This window comes from Wukongibacter baidiensis (genome assembly GCF_050888315.1).
Classification (GTDB): Bacteria; Bacillota; Clostridia; order Peptostreptococcales; family Caminicellaceae; genus Wukongibacter; species Wukongibacter baidiensis.
Genome location: NZ_CP138202.1, coordinates 357,953 through 382,225, shown reverse-complemented (window position 1 = coordinate 382,225; position 24,273 = coordinate 357,953). Strand labels below are relative to the sequence as shown.

Sequence of the window (24,273 nt, the reverse complement as noted above, 5' to 3'; positions counted from 1 at the left end):
GTTAAGAAAATTCGTTAGTTAAGTATAAACGCAGGAGGTATTATATGAATAAGCAAATTAAAGTAGTATTATTAGGTACAGGTACTCCAAATCCTGTACCAGAAAGATCAGGGCCATGTGTTGCAATTGTAGTTGGTGATCAATCTTATCTTGTGGATTTTGGGCCAGGGATTGTAAGGCGAGCTGAAAAAGCCCATCGCAAAGGAATTAAAGGATTGCGACCTAAAAATCTGAAAAGGGCATTCTTGACCCATCTTCACTCAGATCATACAACTGGCTATCCTGACTTAATCTATACACCTTGGGTAATGGAAAGAGATGAGCCACTTAAAGTATTTGGCCCTAAAGGAATAGAGAATATGACGATGCATCTTTTAAAGGCTTACGAAGTAGATATCAATGCTCGACAAAATGGTTTTGAGAAGGCTAATAGTAAAGGTATTAAAGTTATAGCAACTGATATTAATGAAGGCTTAATATACGAAGATGAGTTAGTAAAGGTTGAAGCTTTTTTAGTTAATCATCCTCCATTTGAAGCTTATGGATATAGATTTACTACTCATGATAAAGTCGTTGTTGTGTCGGGAGATACTACACCCTGTGAAAATTTAGTTAAATATGCTAAAGGGTGTGATATACTCGTCCATGAAGTCTACTCAAGTCAAGGTATTAAAAATAAAGATCCTAAATGGTTCAAGTATCATACAAGAGTGCATACATCAAGTTATGAATTAGGTGAAATAGCAGCTCAAGTTAATCCAGGTCTATTGGTAATGTATCATCAACTATTTATGGTTGGAAATGATGAATCAGCTGCCGAATCAATCATTCAAGAAAGAGTACAAGAGATGATTTCTGAAGTCAAAGAAAAATTCAATGGCGAAGTGGTTTCAGGTAACGACTTGGATATATTTTAGGAGAATGTACAATTTATAGCTTAAAAATCTTGGATTAACATAAAAATCTTTAAAGAATCCTCTTTGTTTATCATATATTAATACAAAAGGGGATATCGCTATGAGTATGTATAGAAAGAACGCTTTAAATCAATTAAAATTAACATTTGAAGAATTTTTAGAAGAATATAAGGATGAACTTTCTTCACAAGAAGCTTTTAATTTAGCTAAGGAATATGAAATAGAGACATGGAAGGAGCAACTAGAAAGTTATAAGGATAATGCTGAAAAAACTGGATTTAACGTAAAAGATGCAATTAAAATATGCAAGACAATGATAAATGAATTGAGCAAAGTAAAAACAAGTGATCTCTTAAATAAATAGAATTTAAAGTTGGCATGTACACTATTTTTTTCACACTAAACTTGATTAAAGGCTGATTCTAGAGTTTCTCTAGATCAGTCTTTTTATATGCAGTCATGTTCTGTTTATTTTTAAATTTCAACAAATAATAGAAATTACACTTAAATATAGAAAAAATGTTAATTTATATAAAGGAAGTGTAAATGTTATGAAGAACTAATAATATATGTTAAATTTTATGTGTCGGTCACAAAAGATGAATTACATCTTTTCAAAAAAATGAAAGGAGGTTTGAGTTAAATGAGTTAATAAGAACATAAAGTTCTTTCATTTTTAATCAGAATTCACTTTAAGTAATGACCTAAAATAATAAAACTCATGAAAAAATTTTAAATTTAAGGAGTGATTGTTTTGAGTAAGAGATCTTTGAAAATTATAAGCTTAATTGTCCTTCTCACGCTTATTTCGATTAATGTTTTTAACTCAAGTATAGTGGCTATTGCAAGAGAATCATCTGAAGCCTTATCAGTATCTGAAGCATTAAGCAAGTCTAATGGAACAGTCGTAACAGCGGAAGGATATATAGTATCAAAATTTAATGAACAGTATGCAATAAAAATTGCTGATACTAATGATGTATCAGCTTCAGAATATTTAATTGTCAAGCTGGAATCAAGTATGAGAGAAGAATTTAGCCCTGTGAACAATCCAGATGCTTTGGGAAAGAAAATAAAAGTAACTGGTAAGAGAGATGTATACTCTGGAGAACAATCTATAGAATACGTTTCTTCTATAGAGTTTCTAGAAGATGAAGCTAACAATGATAGTGTTTCAGCAGCATTAAAGCAGCCAAAGGGAACAGTTGTAACAGCAGAAGGTTATATAGTATCGAAATTTAATGAACAGTATGCAGTAAAAATTGCTGACACTAATGATGTATCGGCTTCAGAATATTTGATTGTCAAGCTGGAAGCAAATATGAGAGAAGAGTTTAGCCCAGTGAACAATCCAAGTGCTCTAGGAAAGAAAGTAAAAGTAACAGGCACGAGAGATACATACTCCGGTGAAGAATCTATTGAATCTGTTTCTAATATCGAATTTGTTACAGACAGTGGTACTGAGCCTTATCAGTGGAATAATGTAGTTCCTGAAAAGAAACCATCCTCAGAAAGTGATAATGGAAAGTTAGTACTATTCAATAATTCTCATGGTGAAACTACAGGTAACGCGGATTGGGTAATTGACGGTGGTTTTTCAGATTTTGCAGATGCACTAGTAAGTGAAGGCTATACAGTAAAAGAATATAGAGGTATTGATAAGAACGGCGATGGAGTTATACGCTATTACGATGACAGGCAACAAGAAAATGTTGATAAAAATGAAGCAATAATTACATATGATGGTATTAAAAATGCAGATGTATTCATTATGGCTGAGTCAAATAGGCCTTTAAGAATATCAGAGTATGCTGCATTAAAACAATTTGTTGATTCAGGAAAAGGAATTTATTTCATTGCAGATCACTATAACGCTGACAGAAATAAAAACACCTGGGACTCAACAGAGGTATTTAATGGTTACAATAGATCTACAAGTTTAAGCTATAATATGGGTGGAGAATATGGAGATATGAGAAATCCTCAGGATGCTAACAAAGGATGGCTTTCAGAGACATTTGGAATTCGTTTTAGATTTAATGGATTAGATTGTAAAAGTGGTGTATCAGGAATAAAAAGTTCCTTAGAAAGTGAAGGAATTACCCAAGGTGTTGAAGAGGGGATTTTAATGGCAGCAGGAGGTACATTAGCGATAACAGATCCTGATAGGGCAAAGGGAATAGTTTATTTTGCTGAAACAGATGTTCCAGTTAAATGGAAGTATGCTCCAGACAGCGGAATATATTTTGGAGGCGAGAAAGAAGGAGCTTTTGTAGCAATTTCAAAGCCGAGCTCAGGTAAGGCTGCATTTATTGGGGACTCATCACCAATAGAAGATGCTACTCCGAAGTACAAAAGAGAGGATGGCGGAGCAAAAAAAACATATCCTGGATGGACAGATACTGGTAATGCAGCTACTCTTAGTGTAAACATTGTAAACTGGCTTGCCACTCCAGAAAGTTACATAGGTTTTGATGGAGTAAATCATACGAAAGGTGTTCTTACTCCAGAGGCAATGGCAACTGTTGAAATGGATGAGACACAAAGTGAACCTTGGAGTGCACCTACTTACGACCCATGGAATACAGATACATTTTTACCTGGCTCCTATGGGGCTCCGTATCAATAAAAAGGGTTGCACCAGAATGACGAACTTCTGCGTTATTTAAAATTTCATCTACTTGGCAAGTACACTATAGAGATTCTAGTAAAGACTTCAACTTATACAGATCCAAAACTCTTAAGAACTCTGAGTATTTGTCTCTGTATAAATTGAGTTTTACTAAGAACTCTATACAACTAGCCAAACCGATGAAATTTCAAAACCTAAAACCCGTATTATTCATTAAAAATTTGAAATGGTTCAAGTAGTTTTGAATTCTAAGACTTTTATCAAGTTCGAAGGCATACCTATGTTGTACGTCGAGAAATTGATGGAGGTCTTAGAATCAAAAGGACGCAGCAGAGTTTTAAATTTTCTATGAGTAATCCGGGTTTAACTTCATTCATTCTGAAACACCAAGGGGCTGTACTCATAAGAAATCTTTATGAGACAGCCCCTTGTCTTTTTAAGATTCTATTACAATATCAATCATTGCACTAATTTTAGAAATAGTTAGATGCTTTCTATTTTATTTGTTGTACTTTGTGATTAATTAGAACTCTATTATTAATTTCCATCTTTTTAAAGATATTTTCAATGTGGGTCTTTATAGTATGGGGACTAACGTGCAACTTATCAGCAATTTCTTTATTTCTTAATCCTTCCAGAACTAAGTCTACAACCTCTGATTCTCTTTTGGTAAGATTATATTTTCTTCTAGCTTTTTCAAGCTTTACTATCTTTTCAGTTTCAATATTAGTTATATATAGATAAAAAAACCTTTCTAATTCATCGTACATATTGGTTATAAAAATAGGTATTAGTTCTATATTATATGATTCAAGAGGGATGAATATTGTATTATTTGAGTTTAATCTGCTCTTTGTAACTCTTGAAAAAATTAAATTTATAATACACTCAAATCCTTCTCCACAATCATAGCTTTCACTTATATAATTACAGATCTCTTTTGAAGCCTCATTGAAATCTATCACTTCAAAATTATTATCTAATATTATGACTCCTATAGGCAAATTACTATAACATTTTTTCGATAATTGATACTCCTTCTTTAATCTAGCTTTTCTTAGATTTAGGTTTAACTTATAAGAGATAAGATCATTTATTCTATTTAAAATCATAAGCTCTTTTTCAGTAAAATTTTCCTCTTTCTTTTCTTTGTGAATACCTATCCCACCAATCAGTTCATTTTTGAATTTTAATGGCATGGCTACTTGATAGTACAGGTTTTCTTTTTTTAAGAAATCATTGTAATATTCCGTTTTTTCGTATTCACTATATGACATAATATCTGTTATTGACAAAACTTTTTTGTTAGAATAGATATTTTGGAAAATATCTGTTTTATGGTAATAGTCGTTATAATTCCTAATCAGACTATCGCTAATATTGACCCCTACAGGTTTTGTAAGGAAATATTCTGTATCGGCTAATAAAAATGCAGCAATATTAAAATTATAAAACTTCAGAAGTAGATCTAAAGTGGTCCGTCTAAAATCCTTTTCTTCCTCATGTAGACTATAGAAGAATTCTAGCATCTTATCATAATCCTTACTGTTTAATAAGTTTACATGCATAATTGCTCCCTCACTTGTCTTCAATCCTGATTGCTTTTTTATATTGCATATAATCTAATTTTAACCCGTTATGACAATTAAATCAACCAAAAAATGTTAAAAATGTATTAAAAGGTTAATGATTTCATTTTTTTACTTATACGTATTTCTCTATCTACATGGTGATGACAATATGATTTTTTTCTATTTTAAATATGTAAAAAATCGGTAAAAAGTACTACTAATTTTCAGTAGCTTAACCGATATGAAATATTACTATTTTTTGTGATAATAGTTGTAACAAGACTTGTCCTAATATTTTGAATTTTAGTTATATTATTCTTGGAAAGGATGATTATAATTTTCAAAAAAAATATTTTATTAATAAAAAGATTGCTAAAGTTATTATATTTCAATAGAAATAAATTTATCTACATCATTATGATTATGATAATATCTACAGTCATCAACTTTACATTGCCAATCATAAGTAAAAGCCTAATAGACAATGGCATCTTAAAAGGCAACTTCCAAATTGTTTTAAAATACTCCATATTAAGTTTTCTACTAGTCATAATCGATCAAGGACTTAGTTTATTTGAGACGCGAACCATTTCTTATTCCAATAACTTATTTAGATATAGACTTACAAGTATTTCAATAAGAAAACTAATGAAGGCAAAGATGTCATACTTAGATGACAATAACTTTACTGAAATAGTTAATAATATTCAAATAGATGTTAACAACGTCTCAAGACTTGTAGATCAGTCATTTATCACTAGAATTTTTAATGTATTTAAAATATTAGGGGGATTCTTAGGAATGCTCACCATAGACTACAGATTGTCCGTTCTTGTTGTTCTGATACTACCTATCAGGTACTTTTTCGTAAACTATTTTTCAAAAATCAAGAAAAAAGATTATAAAGAGTATATGGAATATTCAAAGCAGTATTTTCGTTGGTATGGAGACAAAATGGACGGGCTTAAAGAAATCAAATTATCAGGTATAGAAAGCATAATAATGAAGCAATTTACTAAATTGCAAAGATGGTTAATTAGGAACAATATAAAGCGTGAGATGACTGACAAACTGAATAGAGTCACTGAATCTATTACTATGAAACTAATATCAACCATTATTTACATAATAGGAGCTTTAATGATAATAAGTGGCTCATTTACTATCGGAGGATTATTTGCCTTCTCTACATATAGTGTTAGAGTAATAAGTCCAATTTCATCCCTTTTAAACATAAAGTATGATTTTGCAAAAATTATTTTGTCGGCCGAAAGATTGTTTAACTTTTTAGATATGGATTGTGAAATTAGCGATGAAGAATTTATAAGACTCCAAAAGAAAGATCTTAAAGGAGAGATTGATCTTAGAAACATTAGCTTTTCATATGATTCTAACAACGAAGCTTTGAAAAATGTAAACTTCAATATTAAATCAGGTGAAAAGGTAGGACTTGTAGGATTAAATGGATCTGGAAAGTCGACGATATTCAATCTACTCTTAAAAATTTGCAAGCCAAGTAAAGGAGAAATATATTTAGACGGAATTAATATAGAAAATATAAAAATTAGGGACTTAAGAAAGGGCATTTCTATAGTAACCCAAGATATACATCTATTTAACACCACTATCGAGGAAAACATTTCTTTGTTTTCTAAACTATCTGATGAAAAAATAAACCAGTCAATAAAGCTCAGTGGTGCTTACGACTTTATCAGTAAAATACCTAAAAATGCAAAAAATAGGATAGGTGTTAAGGGAACTAAGCTTTCGGGAGGGGAAAAACAGAAGATAGCTATAGCTAGAGCTTTTTCCAAATCGTGTAATATAATGCTGTTTGATGAAGCAACATCAAGTTTTGATATAAAATCTGAAAAACAATTCAATGACTCAGTATTAGAAAATTTTAAGGAAAATACTGCGATATTTATTACCCATAGGCCAAATATACTGAAGGAGTTAGATAAAATCATTGTACTACATAAAGGGGAAGTCGTAGATATTGGAGTTCATGATGAATTATTAAGTAGAAATCATGAATACATAGAAATTATCAAGACATTCGAAAATAAGTATGCATAATCTTTGCTTTTAGTCATTTCATATCATGAAATCTAATTAAAAGAAAAAAACTTTTATATACATTATGTTTTTCACCCCAATTCAGGCATAATGAGATCAAAATGTATTAATTAGCTAATAAAAAAAAGGGAGGCATTATTAATGAAAAAACTAAGAAAAAGAAATGTATTTACAGAGGATACTGTAGAAATGTTTGCATCGTGTACCTGTGGTTGTAGTTGTTCGTGTTACTGTAATCCAAAGTATGCAGATTATAGTAATGACTCAAGTGATGAGAGCTCAGACGAAAGATATGGAGACAAAATGTACGAATTAGGATACTAATTTGCTCTTTATTACTGTAATCCAAAGTATACAGATTATAGTAATAACTCAAGTGATGATATATAAAGAGATAATGGAAATGAATTAGGCGACCAGATTGATTAGCATAATTGAAAAAATTGTGCAACTAATAGGATTCTTGAAGCTTTACATAAAGACTTTGTAAATCTCATTATAGCTTGATAGGGGCTGAAATAAATAAAACCTAACTGATATATTGAAAAAATACATCAGTTAGGTTTTACAAAATAAACTTACAAAAAGTAAGGAGATGAAAAGATTGGATGCAAGCTATTTTATTCATTTATTCAAAACAAAAGAAAACTTTTATATATATGATGTAAACACTAACGCCATCTTGAAAGTATCAGAAGAAATATACGGATATTTAGATAATCAAAGGGAAGCTAATAATTGTGATTATAGGTTAGAAGGACAAATTGAAAAGATAATAAATAGTGGCTATCTGTCTAAAAAAAGGGTTGATGCTATTGAGCATCCATATGACGAACTGCTTCCATTCTATTTAAAAAATAGATTAAATGTCATTACTCTACAGGTGACACAACAATGTAACTTGAGATGTAGCTATTGTAGTTTTTCTGGTATATATAATGATAGAGTACATTCCGATAAGCAAATGAGTCTAGAAGTAGCAAAAAAGGGAATTGATTTCATGATAAGTAACTCACTTGAATCACCTCGACTCGACGTTGGTTTCTATGGGGGTGAGCCTTTACTAAGATTTGACCTCATTAAAGAATGTGTTTCCTATGCAAAACAGCAAGGTCAAGGTAAAGAAGTAACTTTTCATATGACCACTAATGGAACTTTACTAAGAGACGAAGTAGTAGATTTTTTAGTTGAAAATAATTTCAAGCTATTGATTAGTATCGATGGTCCAGAAGAGATACATGACAAGAACCGCAGATTTGCCTCTAACAATAAAGGAACCTTTAGAATAATAATGAATAACGTGAAAAATATAAAGAGCAAATACCCCTCCTATGCTGAAAAAAACATTAGCTTCAGTGCTGTATTGGATGGTACTACTGACTTTAAATGTACAAAGGATTTTTTCGCAAATTATGAAGAAATTAAAGATTTTAGAGTTAATGCCAGTATGATTTCTAATTCATACTCTAATGCAAATATAGAAATAGATGAGAACTATTTAATCCAGCAAAGATATGAGAGGTTTAAAATATTTTTAAATAGAATTGGTAGATTAGAAGAAAAGGATATTTCTTCGTTATTTGAAAAAGAGTTCGATAATTTGAAAATCCATATTCATGAAAGAAAGCTTCAAAAAGAATTAAATCAAAAGGAACATCCTGGTGGTCCATGTTTACCAGGTGTTAGAAAGTTGTTTATGGATATAAATGGAGTATTTTATCCCTGTGAAAGAGTAAGTGAACTGTCGGAGCCTATGAAAATTGGTAATATCAGTGATGGTCTTGATGTGAACAAGATCAGAAATATTCTTAACATTGGTCAGTTGAGTGAAGACCAGTGTAAAAACTGTTGGGCCTACAGATTCTGTTATCTATGCGCTTCACACGCCGATGACTTGAGCAAATTTTCTAAGGAAAAGAAGCTAGGAAACTGTAGGAATGTCAGATATAGCACAGAAGAAAAATTCAAAGACTACTGTACTTTAATAGAATTTGGCCATAATTTCAACGAACCTGATTTCAACTATTTAGAATTACTGGAAGGGAGCAGTGAAATTGGATAAGAAAAAGGCAATTATCTACCCATATGATTGTGAGTCAACATATTTTTTTAGGCATAATGGACAAAATAAGGAATTTAACGTAGTAGGTGCAGTTGCTCCTAAGGGGTGGGGGATAACCGGAAAAGATGTTGGAAGTATTGATGGAAGCGAAGAAGAATTTGGAATAAGTATAAAAAATAGCTTCGATGATTTTTACCATGATTTCGATACTGTTATTATCATAGATTCCCACTTAGAGCTTGATTTTGATCAATATATTTATCCCAAAATAAAAGAGCTAATTAGAAGTAAAAAAGAAGTAGTCTGTCTTAGGCATTTAACAGATGATCAATTAAACAAGATAAAAGAGTTAAGCAGTAGGTATATTACTTGTGTCAGCCAGAGAAATCATTGGTTGAGACAACACGATAGTCTGGAGAGCTTTAGCATTATGGATATTAATACACCGATAATTTTTGTTACAGGCTTATCCAGTAGAACACATAAATTTGAGATTCAACTTTCACTTCGTGCAGAATTGTTAGGCCTAGGATATAGTGTAAGCCAAGTAGGTACTAAGAACCATTGTGAATTTTTTGGATTCCACTCCTATCCAAGCTTTATGATGAGTAATTCCATTAGTGAATCAGCTAAAGTAATAATGTTTAATAGATATATAAAAGAGATTGAAGAGAGAGAAAAAACAGATGCGATCATCATTGGTATACCTGAAGGTATTATGGCCATAAATAGAAACTTTACAGATGGATTTGGAATTTCTGCATATTTAGTATCACAGGCAGTTAAGCCTGATGTAAACGTGTTTAGCGTTTCATATGGTCAATATACTGATAAATTCTTTAATGATATTGATAATTTATTCAAATACAGATTTGGATATAATGTCGATTGTATCAATTTTTCTAACTTCAAGTTAGATTATCAAGAATCAAACTTAACAATGAAGAAATTATATACAATAATAGATTCAGATTTTATTGATAATAAAAAGAATAAGTATAGAGGTGGTATGAAACCAATTTATAATATATTAAACGTAAATGATAGAAGGCGTATGACAAATCATATTATAGATCTATTGTCCGGTGAAGATGCTTTGGAGGATATTTTATAGACTATTAAGTAAGGAGGAGTTATATCGATATGATTAAGAATAATGAAATTGCTAAAAAAGATATAGATAATAAATTAAAAGCTATATTAGAAAATCATGTGAAAATCGACTTAGATAAACTAGACAAAAGCGTTCTAAATGAACATTTGCTAGGTAGAAAATTTAGACTAGCACCCAGGGACATGCTATACATTTTAGATGACATAGAAAATGAATTTAATATAACTATTCCGCAGAACTGTTTAGCAGATGGTAGTTTTTCTAGTTATAACAGTATTCTATCGATAATTAAATCAGTGATTGACTAAAGGATATGAAATATGGATTTTATACATGTTGCTTTAATCGATGATGGAATAAATGAAAAATATTATAATTTAAAGCCGTTAAAATACAATATAGAAATTACTGATGACCTTAAAATCATGAAAAGAGAAAACTATAACCCCTACAAAAAAAGTCATGGGACAGTTTGTGCTGCTATAGTAGAAAAATACTGTAAGAAAGTAATACTTAGCAGTATTAAAATAATTAATAATAATGGGCGAAGCAATAAATATAAGTTAATAAAGGCACTGGAATGGTGCATAGAAAAAAATATCCCCATAATCAACCTAAGTATTGGAACAGTATCTTATAATGATAAGAGAGAGTTAAAATCAATAGTTGACTTAGCCCATAGCAAAGGAATAATTATTATTGCAGCAAATAAAAATGAAGATATTATAACCTATCCAGCATCATTTCATAATGTAATCGGGGTAAGATGTGATACATTGAATAATCTGATGGAAGGCGAGTTTTTTTATAATCTTGAGCCAAAGGATACCATTGAAATAACAGCAGATTCAACCCATACTTTAGTAAATTATCTTGGAGAAAAAAAGAAGACTAAAAAATGCAATAGCTATGCTGCACCATTAATTACAGCTAAAATAGTCAATTTACTGAGTGTATTACCATATATAACTTTAAGAAAAGCAAAAGAAAAATTATGGAAAGAGTCAAGGAATCATTTACCAGGTACATATTTTTATGAGCTCTATTACAATCTTGAATGGATTAAAAATGCTGTGATTTTTGATATGAAAAAGAAACACTATTTGTCAGAAAGCTACACATTTAATGTAAAAGAAGTAATTGATATAAATTGTAGTAACAAGATAGAGACTTTTTTTCAAGAGATAATTTGCTACTTGGATTCGAATTTAAAAAAACTGAGTGTTATTGATACAATTATTGTCGATGTTAACGAGATAGATTTAACTGACTATTACGGAATATTAGAAGAAGAACTACAGTATATTTCTACATTCAAAAAGAATATTCTAGTTATTGGAAAGAGAGTGCATCCAATTCAATTAGGAGATGCATTAAATAGATACAGAAGCTCAAATTACATTGATATAGTTAAGAAAGACGCTATTCTCTCAAATTCAAATATTGAAAGAACATTAATTTCAATCTATGATCCCTCTGGCGAAAAGATGTATTATACAATGTACAGATTAATTCAATCTTTCATGAATGATGGATATAATGCAATTGGACTTACAAATTCTATTTATGGTGTATTTTATGGATATATTTTACTAAATGAGCTAAAATCAGCAAGTAAAAGTAAATTATATTATGAGATAAGTAATACGATTAATTTTTATAATTGTGATTTAGCCATATATGGAGTTACCTTAAATAGTAATGATAATGAAGAAAAAAGTATTATTGAAAAAGTAGTAAATCTAGATAGTGATATTTTAATCGTGATAGACAAATATAAGGAATATGAAAAGTTTAGGCTTTACTGTGATAAATACAATAAGAAGTTATTTTTTGTATCCAGTGATCTAATAGATAATAATAAAAAAGCAATCAATTTTTATAGTTCAGATTATGTAAATAGAATTTACAAGGAAATATTATCAAAATTGCTGTGAATCAGAAAAAAAGTAAATATATTATATATGTAGAGAGCGAATGAATGATTTTACTCGTGACATTTAGATTAGTTTTCTGTTTTCCATAGTTTCGTTAAAAACTGATTTTAGAGAGTTTCTAAATCAGTCTTTTTTTGCAGTAAAATTGTATTGAAAGTATACAATTGAGAATATTTTAATGTAGAAAAGTTATACCGCTATGACATCAGCTAAAGAAAAGGATGAAATGAGAAAGAACTAATTAATCAAATTTAAGTTATCTCAATAGTAAATAAGGTCACGTAAGCGGCCTTTTAATTTTCCCTATCTTAATATGAGAGATGCTATCAATTACAGCTATACCAAAATATGGTATAATATTAAGAAACATTTCATATTTGATACTATATTATTTTTTACTTTTATAGGTGCTTTCTTCATTGGACTAGGCAGAATTATTAATCAACTAGAGAAGATTATTGGTAAAGGGATTGAAATGTAGGGTAACTGAAATGCGTTATATTTTCCAGTGATCTGTGAGGGAGTGATATAATGAAAAAAGTTTTTATCATTGTCTTTATATCTGCAACACTATTTAGCACCGCATGTGGAAATTCAAATGATGATAAAACCAGAAGACTTTCATCACAAGTAATCTCACTAAAGCAGGAACTACAAATTGTAAAAGAAGAGCGGGACAACATCAAACTGAAATTTGAAACTTATAGAGAAAATTATAGAGTGAGTCAATTATCTAAAGAGGATTTGGTTGACGAAGTGATTAAAACAGATATGAAAACATTTAACCCTCAGGGCTCATTACAACAGATATTTCTAATGTCAAAACCATATCATAATCATGAATTTAGGCAATATTATGGTGAAATTCTAAATAAGAGGCTGAAGGAAGATGGGTTTAATGAATTTATTACACAATTATCTAAGAATGATAGCGATCTAATTGATAGAGTAATTAATTACCTCTTATGGGAATTACAAAGAAAAGAAGGGCCAGAGGGTTTAAAGAAAAATCTAGTTAACTATAAAAGCAATCTCTTAGATAAATCGAACGATAAAAAGAGATACATAATATACAGAATGTATATTTTAATAGATGATATTTAATTTATGAGATTTTGCCGCGATTACCTAACGAGAACTATTAAAAGAAAATTTAATGAGACTACATACCAAGCTACTGAGTTTAAAAAGCCAAATGAGAGTATGGTTTAATAATTACATATAATTTAGATAATAATATTATAATAGGTAGCTCAGATAATAGGACGTTTCGGAGGGGCAAAAGTGCACAAAGAAAATATTTCAGATAGGCAAGGGATAAGTATTATAATTTTATTTATGGGGGGAAGTACTTTTGCTTTAGGTACCGGGGCAGGTGCAAAGCAAGATATATGGTTATCTATAATTATAGCTTTAATATTTTCATTTCTTGCAATTTTGATCTTCGGGAGGCTACTTTCCTACTACCCTAAAAAAAATATATTTGAGACTATCCAGAATATTTTTGGTGATACCATTGGCAAAGGAATTTGTTTACTCTATATATGGTATTTCTTTCACCTAGCATCATTAGTATTAAGACACTTCGCAGAATTTACTACTAAACTTGGATTAAATCGTACACCAGATATTTTAATTAAGATACTATTTATGACTCTAATAGTTTGGATTGTTAAAGAAGGTATAGAAGTACTAGGTCGATGGGTGAGTATATTTGTATTAGTTCTAATTGGAATAGAAGTCATTTCGATATATTTAAAAATTCCTGTTATGAATATAAGTAATTTGAAACCATTCTTATCTAATGGATTGAAACCTATAATAAAATCGTCATTTTCAACCTTTACTTTTCCTTTTGCAGAAACTATTGTGTTTATGAGTCTATTTGATTCATTGAAGAGTAGAAGCTCTTGTTACAAGGTGTATATTTTAGGTCTGCTTTTAGGAGGAATAGCAGTTTTTGCAGCTGCTGTTTCAGAGATGATGGTTTTAGGACAATATAGTTATTCTACTTCTTACTTTCCGACATATGCTACAGTTGCGAGAATAGAGGTTGGTAATATTGAGAGGATAGAGGCTGTTGTAGCAATGGCTCTTTTAATTGGTGGTTTTGTAAAGATAAGCGTATGCCTACTGGCCTGCTGTAAGGGATTAAGTAGTATATTCAATTTTAGTGACTATAAGTTTATTGTAACACCAATTGGTTTTTTATCTATTATATTGTCAACTATTATATTCGAAAGTACAATGGAGATGACTGAATGGACTTTTAACACATATAATTACTATGCTTTTCCTTTTCAAGTAATCTTGCCTATTATTATGCTTATTGCTGTTGAAATAAAAAACAGGCAAATAAAAAATGTAAAGGAATAAAGTATAATTGGATAGCGATGCTTAAGTGTATATAAAAAAGTAAGTAGAATTTCGCTCAAACATTAATAGACACATTGGATTTGTGTATATGAGTAGTCAACTTTAAAGAAAAAAATCATTGACATGTGTATGATAATGCATATATAATAAGCATAAGGTGATTAAATGGATAAGAAAAATGATGAAATGAACATTAATTATGAAGAATGTGAAAAAGAAGTTGAAGAACTATTTGACTTTGAATTTTTCAAAGCTCTGTTCGAACCAATTAGAAGTGAACTATTAAAGTATCTAGCTGTTTATGGTCCAAAGAGTATAGGAGAAATTGCAGAAAATTTCCCACAAGATAGATCTGTAATTTCTAGACATTTGGATATAATGCATAAGCAGGGCATTTTAAGTAAGAAGAAAGAGTCTAGATATACTATCTATGAAGTTTCTGGCTGGAATATCGTTGAAAAATTTGAAGCAACAGCAAAAAAATTAAGAAATATAATGAATAGTTGCAAGTATTAGATCAAAAATTATTTTTTTTAGAAACATATGCATACAAGCGCATATATGCACAAGATTCAAATGAGAAAATTGCATTTAAATTGGTTTTCATTCTACATTTAATCATAAAAAAATAAAAGGAGGAGTAGAAGTTGAAAATATTATCAGTATTAGGGAGTCCGAATAAAAATGGAAATACAGGAGTTCTGCTAGAAGAATACCTAAAGGGAATAAAAGAAAATCATAGTGATATTGAAATCAAAAACATATTTCTTCAAGACAAGAAAACAAGCGGGTGTAGAGGCTGCGATGCCTGTAAAAGCGGCAAAATTGATGGTTGCATAATACAAGATGATATGAATGAAATGTATGGAGATATTGAGGCCTCAGAAGTAATTGTCTTTGCTACACCAATATATTTTTTTAGCATGACGGCTCAATTAAAATCTTTCATTGATAGGATGTATGCCCTTGATTCTCAAGCATGGAGAGGCAAAAAAATCGTACTACTAACTACCTATGGAGGCGAAGACGAAGTATCCTCAGGAGCAATAAATCTAGTAAATATAATGAAGAATATAACAGACTATGCAGGAATTGAATTTATTCAAAAGTATGGAGTAAGTACAGCAGATTATCCAACTTCTAAAAATGAAAAAGCCCTCAAAGAAGTTTATGACTTAGGTAAAGAATTATAATTACATAGCCGATAAGGTATGAGAATGCTTTATCGGCCTTTTTATGTTATAGCCCTAAATGTTATAATAATTGTAGTATATATTAATCGTTTTTAAGGGGAGATAACATTGAATGAGAGAGAAAGAACTAATATTCTTCAGCGCCTAAGCTTAGAGCAAAGAAAATTCCTAGAAGAAAATATAAAACAACTAAAATGTAATATATGGGTAGAGAAATTAGCCAAATTGAAGGGTATAACAATTACGGATGATATGAACGAAGAAACATTGCAAAATAAGTTAGATGATTGGATTTTAGTAGATGTATTAGATGGAGGTTACAAGCAACGACCATATAAATGTGTTTGTGGAAAATCCCTCAGAAGACAATACATATTAAAAAATAATAATAAGGATATAACTTTAAAATTAGGACAAGAGTGTTTAAAAAACTATACTAAATTAAACGGAGATCTTGTTAATGATATAATTCGAGGCTTTTATAAAGTAAATAGTGAGCTGGACGATATATTAGATAGGCACAGTAAGGGATTAGCATCTGAACATAAAAAATACTTAAATGAACCATCTCTCCTAGCTACATACAAAGCTCAAATTGACTTAGACTTACCCCTTTCACAACGTCAGGAATCAAAGACTAAGCAACTTATAGAAGAACATCATAATAATGAACTTATGGATGGACTAAAAGAAATCGAAGAAAAATTATCGGCAGACCAAAAGAAATTTATTAATACTGTTATAAATAAAGATGATAAGTATCAATTAATGATACGTCTTAAAAACGGTGATTATATACATAAACTAGAAGATATTAAAGACATAAGGGTCTCTGATATTGTCGAGCAAAAAATCCGACTAAGATTACCACTAAGCGCTCAAGAAGAAAATAATATAAGTTTGAAGAAAATACTAAAAAGTAGCAATTATGGTGAAAGAAATAGTTTTGCCAATTCAATTCCAGCAAAGAATACAATGAGAAATGATAAGAAGAAATCTAGACTTTGTAATAGAGTAGCTTCGTCAGACTTAGAAGAAGGTATAGGACTACTAGATAAGTTAGGTACAAGTAATATAACAAGCAAGGAAGCAGAAGAGCTTTTTTACTTTATTAAAAAGGAAGTCCATCAATTAGGTATATACAATACAGATTTAAAAGAAGTAAAGAAAAGAGCTTCTAAATCATTAGGTAGAATAAGTAACTATCATGTAAGGCGATGGTTAGTTGAAATAAAGGGTTTAAAGTAATCAATGTAAATTTAATATAGTAAAAAAATGAGGACTTCTTTTAAAGTAGTCCTCGTTTTCTTTTTTTATACATATCTCCGTAAATCTCTCTGAGGTAGAAAAAAATATTAACCTAAAAGATATATAAAAATTAACTAGTCCGTAAATGTAGATTGTAGGACTAGTTATATGTTATTATAGTATATAGGAGAGAGTGGGAGCAAAAGCTGTGTAATTCTGGTATATCAAAGCTTTAAGAAAACTACGTAGATGATAACCAACACATTTTCATATATTTAATGAAATTGAACTGTAAACTCTGATAATTTTTTAACATTATTTCAGCTCTTTACTCTACTCTAATAACTAAAAAAAATATAAAATATGACAATTTTTATTTTTTGATATCATTTGTAGAAAAATCTGGGCTATTTAAATTAAGAAATCTACATTTAGAGAGGTTTTGTCGAAAACAAGGCAAAATGTCGTATTTTATAGCTTTTTATTTTTAGAGTACCAATGGTATACAGGAGTCGAAAAAAGTCGCTTAAAACGCAAAATATTCGGTCTTTTTTTTGAAAGGGGGATTTTTAATGTCGAAAATAGTAGTGTCGGATAAAGTCCGTAGTGATATACCTACTAACATCTTAATAGAAAGAGAAATTCTCAGAGAAAAGCTTGAGGCTTTAAAATTATCCTCACCTCCAATTCTGGTGAGGTATATGAACTTCCTTTATATAAATGAAACCGCTAGAAGTGTAAACATAAATACTGCCTTAAAATATACTAGAGAAATCATTAAAATTTTAGAATGGCTCATTAAAGAGAGAATCATAATTAGGTCGGATATACAAAGTATCAATAAAAATGATCTCAATAATATCGAGGCCAATGACATACAACAATATCTTGACTCATGTGGTAGCTATACGGAAATGAATAGTAAAGGAGAAAAGGTTCTGTTTAGCAATAGTCTTAGAACTATATTCTTTAAGGGTTCCTGTATAAGAGGATTTTTTACATGGTTATATAAGAATAACTATATAGAAAGAAATGAAACAGAAAAGCTTAGGAAGGTAATTACTCCTGATCTCCCTCCAGTCATAGCATTAACCGATGAGGAAGTAAAAGCTATGCTCGAGCTAGTGGAGCATGGTAAAACAACTATCTACGATAATGTAGTAGAACTCAGTAGAAAAGAGAAGGAAAATCATAGTAAAACTAAAAATAGAGATTTAGCAATTATAAGTATGTTTGTTTATCATGGTTTAAGAATACACGAGCTTTATCACTTAAATACATCTTCTCTATATTTTGACAAAGACTATTTTGAGATCTATAGAAAAAGAAATAAGAAAAGAAACATGTATTTTACTAAGCATACAAAAAGAGCATTACAGGACTACATAGAAACAGAGAGATCAGCTGAAACTATAGTTTTAGAAGACTCAGATGCTCTATTCATTAGCACTAGAGAAAAACGAAGATTAAGTATTAGACAAATACGAAGAATTGTAAAAAAATATGCCGTTAAGGTATCAGGAAATCCAAAGCTTTCGCCACATAAACTAAGAGCAACCTTTGCAACGAAGGCCATTGAAATTACCGGAAATATATATAAGGTGCAAAAGAACCTTGATCACAGCTCTCCTAACACTACGCAAAGATATCTAAAGGAAGATGAAAAGTTCAAGAAAGAAATTGCAGCTGCAATAAACTATGATTAAGAATCTCGCTAGCAATTAGATATTCTGTGATACGAAAGGAGTGCAGCCCTTGATTTATATATTTATTTTAGTGATTTTTCTATTATTGATCATATCAATCTATACACGAGAAAGAGGAGAAGAAAACTATTTTTTGATGAAAATAATATTATTTTACCTAAGTACGCTATTAGTCTTTAAGGTGCATGTTTATACACTACCCTTAGGTATTATTATTAGCTTTATCATAGTAAGTAAAAAGTCCAAGAAAAATAAATCAATTAAAAAATTAACTCTAATGTTTTCTTTAATAACCTTTGTTCTAATAAACTTTATTGTCCCACCAATATCACTAGATAATATTTTCTTTTCTAGAGAAATCAATCTACAAAGGTTAAGATTTCAAGACATTGAGTATATGAAGGTTTTTGATAAAGACTCTTCTATACAAGAGAAAATAAGAGAATACGATAACGATACGACCCATCTAATGTTTCGAACCTTTATATTGATGGAAAAGGGGATAGAAATAAGGGATAAAGAGTGGCTAGCCTATGAGTCAGAAGATAAGTTCGATCATTACTGGTCTTCACATACTAAGAAAACAGAGGAGACTATAGTTAATCTTACATTAAGGATGAGTCATGGAACTGCATGGGAGGAATACGTAAGAGATAACAAAACCGGAGAGGAGTACCTAGGCTTCTTTGAAAGGATAGGAAATAAGATATATCTTAAATATGTATTTAAAGGAAAACTAAAGAGTGGAAGTCAGCCAAAGAGTTATTTCAACTAATTTACAAAAAGCCTTTGAAAGTAGTTTCAATGGCTTTTTGCATGAATCTATATAATACATTTGGCAAACTATGATACTATTATAACCTACACACTTTTCCTTCTTACAGTGTGTATTAGATATATAGATACTATAAATGCTCCTATTACAGGAATCAATGCAAAAAGATTTCCTATAAAGAGGACTTCCATAATTATTTCCGAAGCTTCTGGCTGTCTGGCGATACCTTCAACAGCGTAACCGGTAGCAGTGCCTATGCCTAAGCCGGCGCCAATACCTCCTAATGATGCAATTCCTGCACCAAGGGTTGTTAACTCACAACTCAATACTGAATCGGAGGAAATAACCTTTCTTGCTATAAATACAAGAGCGACTGCAACTATAAAAGCTGCAATAAAAGGCAACAATGCAGTGAGGTTACCTTCTATCAATGCATCAACTATCTTTCCTTTTGCCTCTGGTTGTCTCGCTACACCTTCAACAGCAAATCCAGTAGCCGTACCAATTCCTTTGGAAACACCAATTCCTATTAGCATTGTAATCCCAGCACTAAGAGCAGAAAAGCCTTTCAAGTATTTTTTTAACATATATTATCTTCACCTCCTTTCTATTTTTTCGATACATCATATTCAAATAGGAACTATGTGTTACAAGCCTACATTTCGGAAATAGAAATAGACCCACATATTCTAATAAGGGAACATAAAAACAAGTCAGTGGCAATCATTTGGGATAGTAATTAAAGAAACCATTGAATCTAGGATCCAATGGTTTCTATCTTTAAAAATTATCATATCTCTTCGTTTTGCTATAGCATTTATTAACTATACAACACTTTTTCTTTGCAATTCCAAGAAGATATATAGCAATGATGAATGCTACTACTGCAGGTATGAATATAAAAAAACTTCCTATAAGAAATGCTTGGATTATTTCATCAAGGGCATCTGGATTTCTTGCAAAAGCTTCTAGAGCAGCACCTACTGATGTACCTATTCCTAAACCGGCACCAATGCCACCTAGTACTGCGATTCCTGCACCTAAAGCTGCCAACTCACGAATCATAGTCAAGTCAGTACAAATCAATCTTTTGGTAATAAGTAAGAGACACAATGCGACTAGAAGAGCGGCCCAAAACGGTATTAGAGTGATGAAGATGCCAAGTAACAAGCCTTCGATTATATTTTCAGTTAGTTCTGGATTTCTAGCAATAGCATCAATAGCAAGACCAGTAGCAACACCTATTCCTTCACTAACACCAATTCCTATTAACATCGAAATTCCTGCACCAAGAACAGCAAGACCTTTTAAGCATTTTTTAGATATAACAGCCATAACTTTATTCTATCACTCCTCTCTTGTTCGCTATATGATATTCAAACTATAAATAAATTGTTACAAGCTTATACTTAAATATAAAAAAGTTTTCAGGTGTGCAGAGGAAATTTATAGTAATTATAGAATTATTAAGTATATAAAATTTTGTAAAAGCAGAAATTACCCTAACTCGATCATTGGTCAAATAAACCAGCGACTCACTGTATACTAGAAAATTAATAGGCAAAAGGAGATTACCATAATGATTAAAAATGAAACTTCCATTCTAGTAGTGCTTGCCCATCCTGATGATGAGTTTGCAACTGCAGGACTTTTAATAAGGGCTCATAATAGAGGATTAAAAACCCACTTGGTATGTGCAACAAGGGGAGAAGCAGGTAGAATAAATGATTTTAAAAATCCATCTGCTTCAGAAAAAAAGCAAATAAGAACAAAAGAACTTAAGCAATCCTGTGAGCTATTAGGGATAACATCATTAGAATTCTTAGAGTTAGAAGACAGTAAAGGAAATAGCTGGCAAGTTGATAATGCAATTAATAGGCTCAGTTCAATTTTTAATGAGAAAAATCCAGATATGGTGATTACGTTTGATAGGAATGGTGGAAATGGTCACCCGGATCATAAAGCAATCTCAAACATAACAGCAAAAACTTTCAAAAGATTATATACTGATCAAGATAAGAAGCTTTATCATCTTACTCTTCATCCAAGATCTATTATTGACGAGGAGTTAGAAAAATTCACTTTCCCTGAGGAGTTTAAAAGAAAAATCTTAAAATGTTTTTCAATTGCTGATGACAAAGTAACGTCACTTGTAAAGTTAGGAGAGGAGGAGCTGTACATAAAACTAAAGCTCTTAGAAATCTATAAAAGCCAGTTTCCTGACACAAATGGAAACTACTATAAAATGCCACTTGAAGTAATTCGAAAAATAGCTGTTTTTGAAAGCTATACACTAGTTGAATAGAAGTATGGACCATGGAAAGGAGTACAGTTAATGAAAAATAGAAAAGTAAAGATAGCAATCGTCTTGGCAGTTATAGCTATACTAGCTTTTAACTATAATAAAAATTTGAAGCTTAAACATAATATAGGATGGAACTCTTTGAATACTATACAATTGATAGAAGAAAGTACAGAGGATTTAGCTTATGTTCTTGAACAGGAGGAGATAAATAAAGAGGACTTTGAAATATATAATTCAGAGATGGACTTAATTATATGGTATGCTCATATAAATCATGATATAAGGGGTATTTCTAATATACTCTCTGATGTGATAAATGAGTATGACATCTATGAAGAGATTATAGAGGGAGAAGATTTAAGAAAAACAGCAATCTCCGACCTAAAAAAAATTAATGAAACAATGATATATATATTGGATGACATTGAGAACTACGAAAAGGAACATATCATAAATCTATTAAATTCCGCTGATCAGCTAGATGACTATACTGGTGTAATTTACTATGATTATTTTAATCAAAGAGCTAGCAGTCGGAAATATCAAAACAAGTTCGATGAGATTATATCTAAAAATTTAGATTCAATTAGATATAAATAGCAACAGTTAGATTTACTAATCAATTGGGCATGAGGTATTAGAGATATTGAAAGAAGGGGGAACTTTTTTATGAAAAAACGATTTATAGTTTTACTAGCTATTGTACTATTTCTCTTTACCGAGTATTCATCATATGCAGGAACTGAATTTCCAACAAAGTATAATGTTCCGTTAAGCAAAGAATGGACAATAAAGTTCAATATGGTTCTTGATGAAAACACTATAAATGAGAATAATATCTATGTACTTGATTCAACTGGTAGTAAGCATGATTGTGAACTGATATTATCAGATAGTAAAGATTCTAAAACCATTCTCGTTATTCCTATAAGTGATTTCTTACATGATGAGAAATATACACTTCATATTGAAGCAAATATTAAATCACTTTCTAGCAATCTGTTAGAGGAGAAAGTAACTATGGATTTCTATACAGTAGTTAGTGACAACCTAGGTGAAAAAATTACTTTTTCAGATCCGAATTTAGAATCTGTAGTAAGAGAAAAAATTAGTAAACCTCTTGGTAATATTTATAAAAAAGATGTTGCTGGTATTACTGATTTAAAGGCCAAAGAAAGGAATATAAGTACTTTAGGTGGAATCCAGTATTTGACGAGCCTAAAAACTCTCTACTTACCCTTAAATCAAATTGAAGATATTAGTAATCTAAAGGATCTTACAGAATTAGAAGAGTTAACTATTTGGGATAATCAGATTGAAAATATAACGCCACTAGAAAAATTACAGAACTTAAATAATCTAAGCTTAAGCTCAAATGATATTACTGATATAAGCGCCATAAGAGATCTAAAAAATTTAAAAGAACTATATCTAGACGGAAATAGGATTGTTGACATTACGCCTTTAGAAAAGATGTCTAATCTTGAACAACTACATCTATGGGGTAATAAAATAGAGGACACTGATCCATTAAAAAATTTACGACATATAAGAGTATTAGACTTAGGCAGTAATCAGATTAATAAGATTAATTTCCTAGGTAATTTACGCAACTTAGAAGAATTATTTCTCTGGGACAACAACATAGAAAATATAAACTCATTGCGTTACTTAAGTGGACTTAAGAAATTAGCAATAAGCGATAATCAAATTACTAATATCGAACCTTTAGGGAATCTAATAAATTTGGAAGAATTGTACCTATCAGATAACAATATAACAGACTATAGCCCTGTTGAAAAATATTATGATAATTTAATTCACAAGGATTTTGAAATAGATACAGATTAGCAAAAAGTATGTTCTTTACTGATGTTAATATCATCATCTTAGCTATTTGATTTACAATATAAAGATAAATGGCCGACTTCACTGATTAAGAAATCGGTCATTTAATAACTATTTACTTTGCACATAAAGCAGTTTCATATGCATCAGGTCAATTATAATCTTTAATCTAATCCTTTGCCTTGTATCTATCCCTTTCATTAAAAAAAGTAATATCTGCATATCCTGCATAGATTTTACCTGAGTGCTTAACCCCTTCAGGTATATAGTATCTATCTCCCTTAAAATATAAATTCTTTACACCATTAATAATAAGATCAATTTTCCCCTCAAGAACTATTCCATACTGGGCTTCATGGGAATGCTCAGGTAGATCAACGTCTTCGTCAAACTCCATAAAAAGAATCTGGTGATTTGGACCCTGTGATAAATAAGTACTTAATCCCTTTAGAGGAATATCTGCCTCAGGTAAATTTAAAATAGCCTCTGGAAATATTTTTGCCATCAATA

The 24,273-nt window shown here is 30.6% G+C and carries 23 protein-coding genes; 19 read left to right on the top strand and 4 right to left on the bottom strand.

Annotated features, from left to right (window positions below; translation table 11 throughout):
- Positions 1-44 precede the first annotated feature (44 nt).
- The 3 genes from R9X47_RS01820 (at position 45) to R9X47_RS01810 (ending at position 3,546) form a co-directional block, all read left to right on the top strand.
- Entirely contained in the window at positions 45-917 is an 873-nt protein-coding gene (locus tag R9X47_RS01820) for an MBL fold metallo-hydrolase (RefSeq protein ID WP_432664984.1), read from the top strand.
- A 100-nt stretch (positions 918-1,017) separates the two neighbouring features.
- On the top strand, positions 1,018-1,281 hold the full coding sequence (locus R9X47_RS01815) for a hypothetical protein (RefSeq protein WP_432664983.1): 264 nt from the start codon (positions 1,018-1,020) through the stop codon (positions 1,279-1,281).
- Between the two features lie 390 nt (positions 1,282-1,671).
- The gene (locus R9X47_RS01810; protein WP_432664982.1) at positions 1,672-3,546 is read left to right on the top strand and encodes a DUF6359 domain-containing protein; all 1,875 of its coding nucleotides are present in this window, start codon (positions 1,672-1,674) and stop codon (positions 3,544-3,546) included.
- Positions 3,547-4,043: 497 nt separating this feature from the next.
- Here the strand turns inward: R9X47_RS01810 and R9X47_RS01805 are convergent, their stop codons facing one another.
- The gene (locus R9X47_RS01805) at positions 4,044-5,117 is read right to left on the bottom strand and encodes a LuxR C-terminal-related transcriptional regulator (protein WP_432664981.1); all 1,074 of its coding nucleotides are present in this window, start codon (positions 5,115-5,117) and stop codon (positions 4,044-4,046) included.
- A gap of 330 nt (positions 5,118-5,447) precedes the next feature.
- Between R9X47_RS01805 and R9X47_RS01800 the strand changes: the two genes are divergently transcribed.
- The 13 genes from R9X47_RS01800 (at position 5,448) to R9X47_RS01740 (ending at position 19,610) form a co-directional block, all read left to right on the top strand.
- A complete protein-coding gene (locus tag R9X47_RS01800) occupies positions 5,448-7,199 on the top strand; it encodes an ABC transporter ATP-binding protein (protein WP_432664980.1) in 1,752 nt (583 codons plus the stop codon).
- Positions 7,200-7,340: 141 nt separating this feature from the next.
- Positions 7,341-7,523, top strand: coding sequence for a CLI_3235 family bacteriocin precursor (locus R9X47_RS01795; RefSeq protein WP_432664979.1), 183 nt, complete (start codon positions 7,341-7,343; stop codon positions 7,521-7,523).
- A 280-nt stretch (positions 7,524-7,803) separates the two neighbouring features.
- Positions 7,804-9,261: a Cys-rich peptide radical SAM maturase CcpM gene (gene ccpM / locus R9X47_RS01790; RefSeq protein WP_432664978.1), complete on the top strand. Its 1,458-nt coding sequence runs from the start codon at positions 7,804-7,806 to the stop codon at positions 9,259-9,261.
- Positions 9,254-10,375, top strand: coding sequence for a TIGR04066 family peptide maturation system protein (locus R9X47_RS01785; RefSeq protein WP_432664977.1), 1,122 nt, complete (start codon positions 9,254-9,256; stop codon positions 10,373-10,375). The genes ccpM and R9X47_RS01785 overlap by 8 nt, the downstream gene beginning before the upstream one ends.
- Before the next feature lie 29 nt (positions 10,376-10,404).
- Positions 10,405-10,683: a peptide maturation system acyl carrier-related protein gene (locus R9X47_RS01780; RefSeq protein WP_432664975.1), complete on the top strand. Its 279-nt coding sequence runs from the start codon at positions 10,405-10,407 to the stop codon at positions 10,681-10,683.
- Positions 10,684-10,695: 12 nt separating this feature from the next.
- Positions 10,696-12,312, top strand: coding sequence for a S8 family serine peptidase (locus tag R9X47_RS01775; RefSeq protein ID WP_432664974.1), 1,617 nt, complete (start codon positions 10,696-10,698; stop codon positions 12,310-12,312).
- A 531-nt stretch (positions 12,313-12,843) separates the two neighbouring features.
- A complete protein-coding gene (locus R9X47_RS01770) occupies positions 12,844-13,416 on the top strand; it encodes a hypothetical protein (RefSeq protein WP_432664973.1) in 573 nt (190 codons plus the stop codon).
- 180 nt (positions 13,417-13,596) lie between these two features.
- Complete coding sequence (locus tag R9X47_RS01765) at positions 13,597-14,688, top strand: GerAB/ArcD/ProY family transporter (RefSeq protein WP_432664972.1); 1,092 nt, start codon at positions 13,597-13,599, stop codon at positions 14,686-14,688.
- 165 nt (positions 14,689-14,853) lie between these two features.
- Entirely contained in the window at positions 14,854-15,204 is a 351-nt protein-coding gene (locus R9X47_RS01760; RefSeq protein WP_432664971.1) for an ArsR/SmtB family transcription factor, read from the top strand.
- Between the two features lie 131 nt (positions 15,205-15,335).
- Complete coding sequence (locus R9X47_RS01755; RefSeq protein WP_432664970.1) at positions 15,336-15,881, top strand: flavodoxin family protein; 546 nt, start codon at positions 15,336-15,338, stop codon at positions 15,879-15,881.
- 108 nt (positions 15,882-15,989) lie between these two features.
- Positions 15,990-17,129: a hypothetical protein gene (locus tag R9X47_RS01750; RefSeq protein WP_432664969.1), complete on the top strand. Its 1,140-nt coding sequence runs from the start codon at positions 15,990-15,992 to the stop codon at positions 17,127-17,129.
- Positions 17,130-17,701: 572 nt separating this feature from the next.
- Complete coding sequence (locus R9X47_RS01745; RefSeq protein WP_432664968.1) at positions 17,702-18,835, top strand: tyrosine-type recombinase/integrase; 1,134 nt, start codon at positions 17,702-17,704, stop codon at positions 18,833-18,835.
- Between the two features lie 49 nt (positions 18,836-18,884).
- Positions 18,885-19,610 (top strand): hypothetical protein, encoded by a 726-nt coding sequence (locus tag R9X47_RS01740; RefSeq protein WP_432664967.1) that lies wholly within the window; start codon positions 18,885-18,887, stop codon positions 19,608-19,610.
- Positions 19,611-19,696: 86 nt separating this feature from the next.
- Here the strand turns inward: R9X47_RS01740 and R9X47_RS01735 are convergent, their stop codons facing one another.
- Positions 19,697-19,936: an ATP F0F1 synthase subunit C gene (locus tag R9X47_RS01735; protein ID WP_432667570.1), complete on the bottom strand. Its 240-nt coding sequence runs from the start codon at positions 19,934-19,936 to the stop codon at positions 19,697-19,699.
- A 454-nt stretch (positions 19,937-20,390) separates the two neighbouring features.
- A complete protein-coding gene (locus R9X47_RS01730; protein ID WP_432664966.1) occupies positions 20,391-20,945 on the bottom strand; it encodes a hypothetical protein in 555 nt (184 codons plus the stop codon).
- 244 nt (positions 20,946-21,189) lie between these two features.
- Here R9X47_RS01730 and R9X47_RS01725 point away from each other — a divergent pair, with 244 nt between their 5' ends.
- From R9X47_RS01725 to R9X47_RS01715, 3 genes are all read left to right on the top strand, one after another.
- Complete coding sequence (locus R9X47_RS01725) at positions 21,190-21,915, top strand: PIG-L family deacetylase (protein ID WP_432664965.1); 726 nt, start codon at positions 21,190-21,192, stop codon at positions 21,913-21,915.
- 30 nt (positions 21,916-21,945) lie between these two features.
- Positions 21,946-22,515: a hypothetical protein gene (locus R9X47_RS01720; RefSeq protein WP_432664964.1), complete on the top strand. Its 570-nt coding sequence runs from the start codon at positions 21,946-21,948 to the stop codon at positions 22,513-22,515.
- 69 nt (positions 22,516-22,584) lie between these two features.
- Entirely contained in the window at positions 22,585-23,766 is a 1,182-nt protein-coding gene (locus tag R9X47_RS01715; RefSeq protein ID WP_432664963.1) for a leucine-rich repeat domain-containing protein, read from the top strand.
- Positions 23,767-23,932: 166 nt separating this feature from the next.
- Here the strand turns inward: R9X47_RS01715 and R9X47_RS01710 are convergent, their stop codons facing one another.
- Positions 23,933-24,268 carry a cupin domain-containing protein gene (locus tag R9X47_RS01710; protein ID WP_432664962.1) on the bottom strand — a complete coding sequence of 112 codons (336 nt, stop codon included), beginning with the start codon at positions 24,266-24,268 and terminating at the stop codon, positions 23,933-23,935.
- Positions 24,269-24,273: the final 5 nt, after the last annotated feature.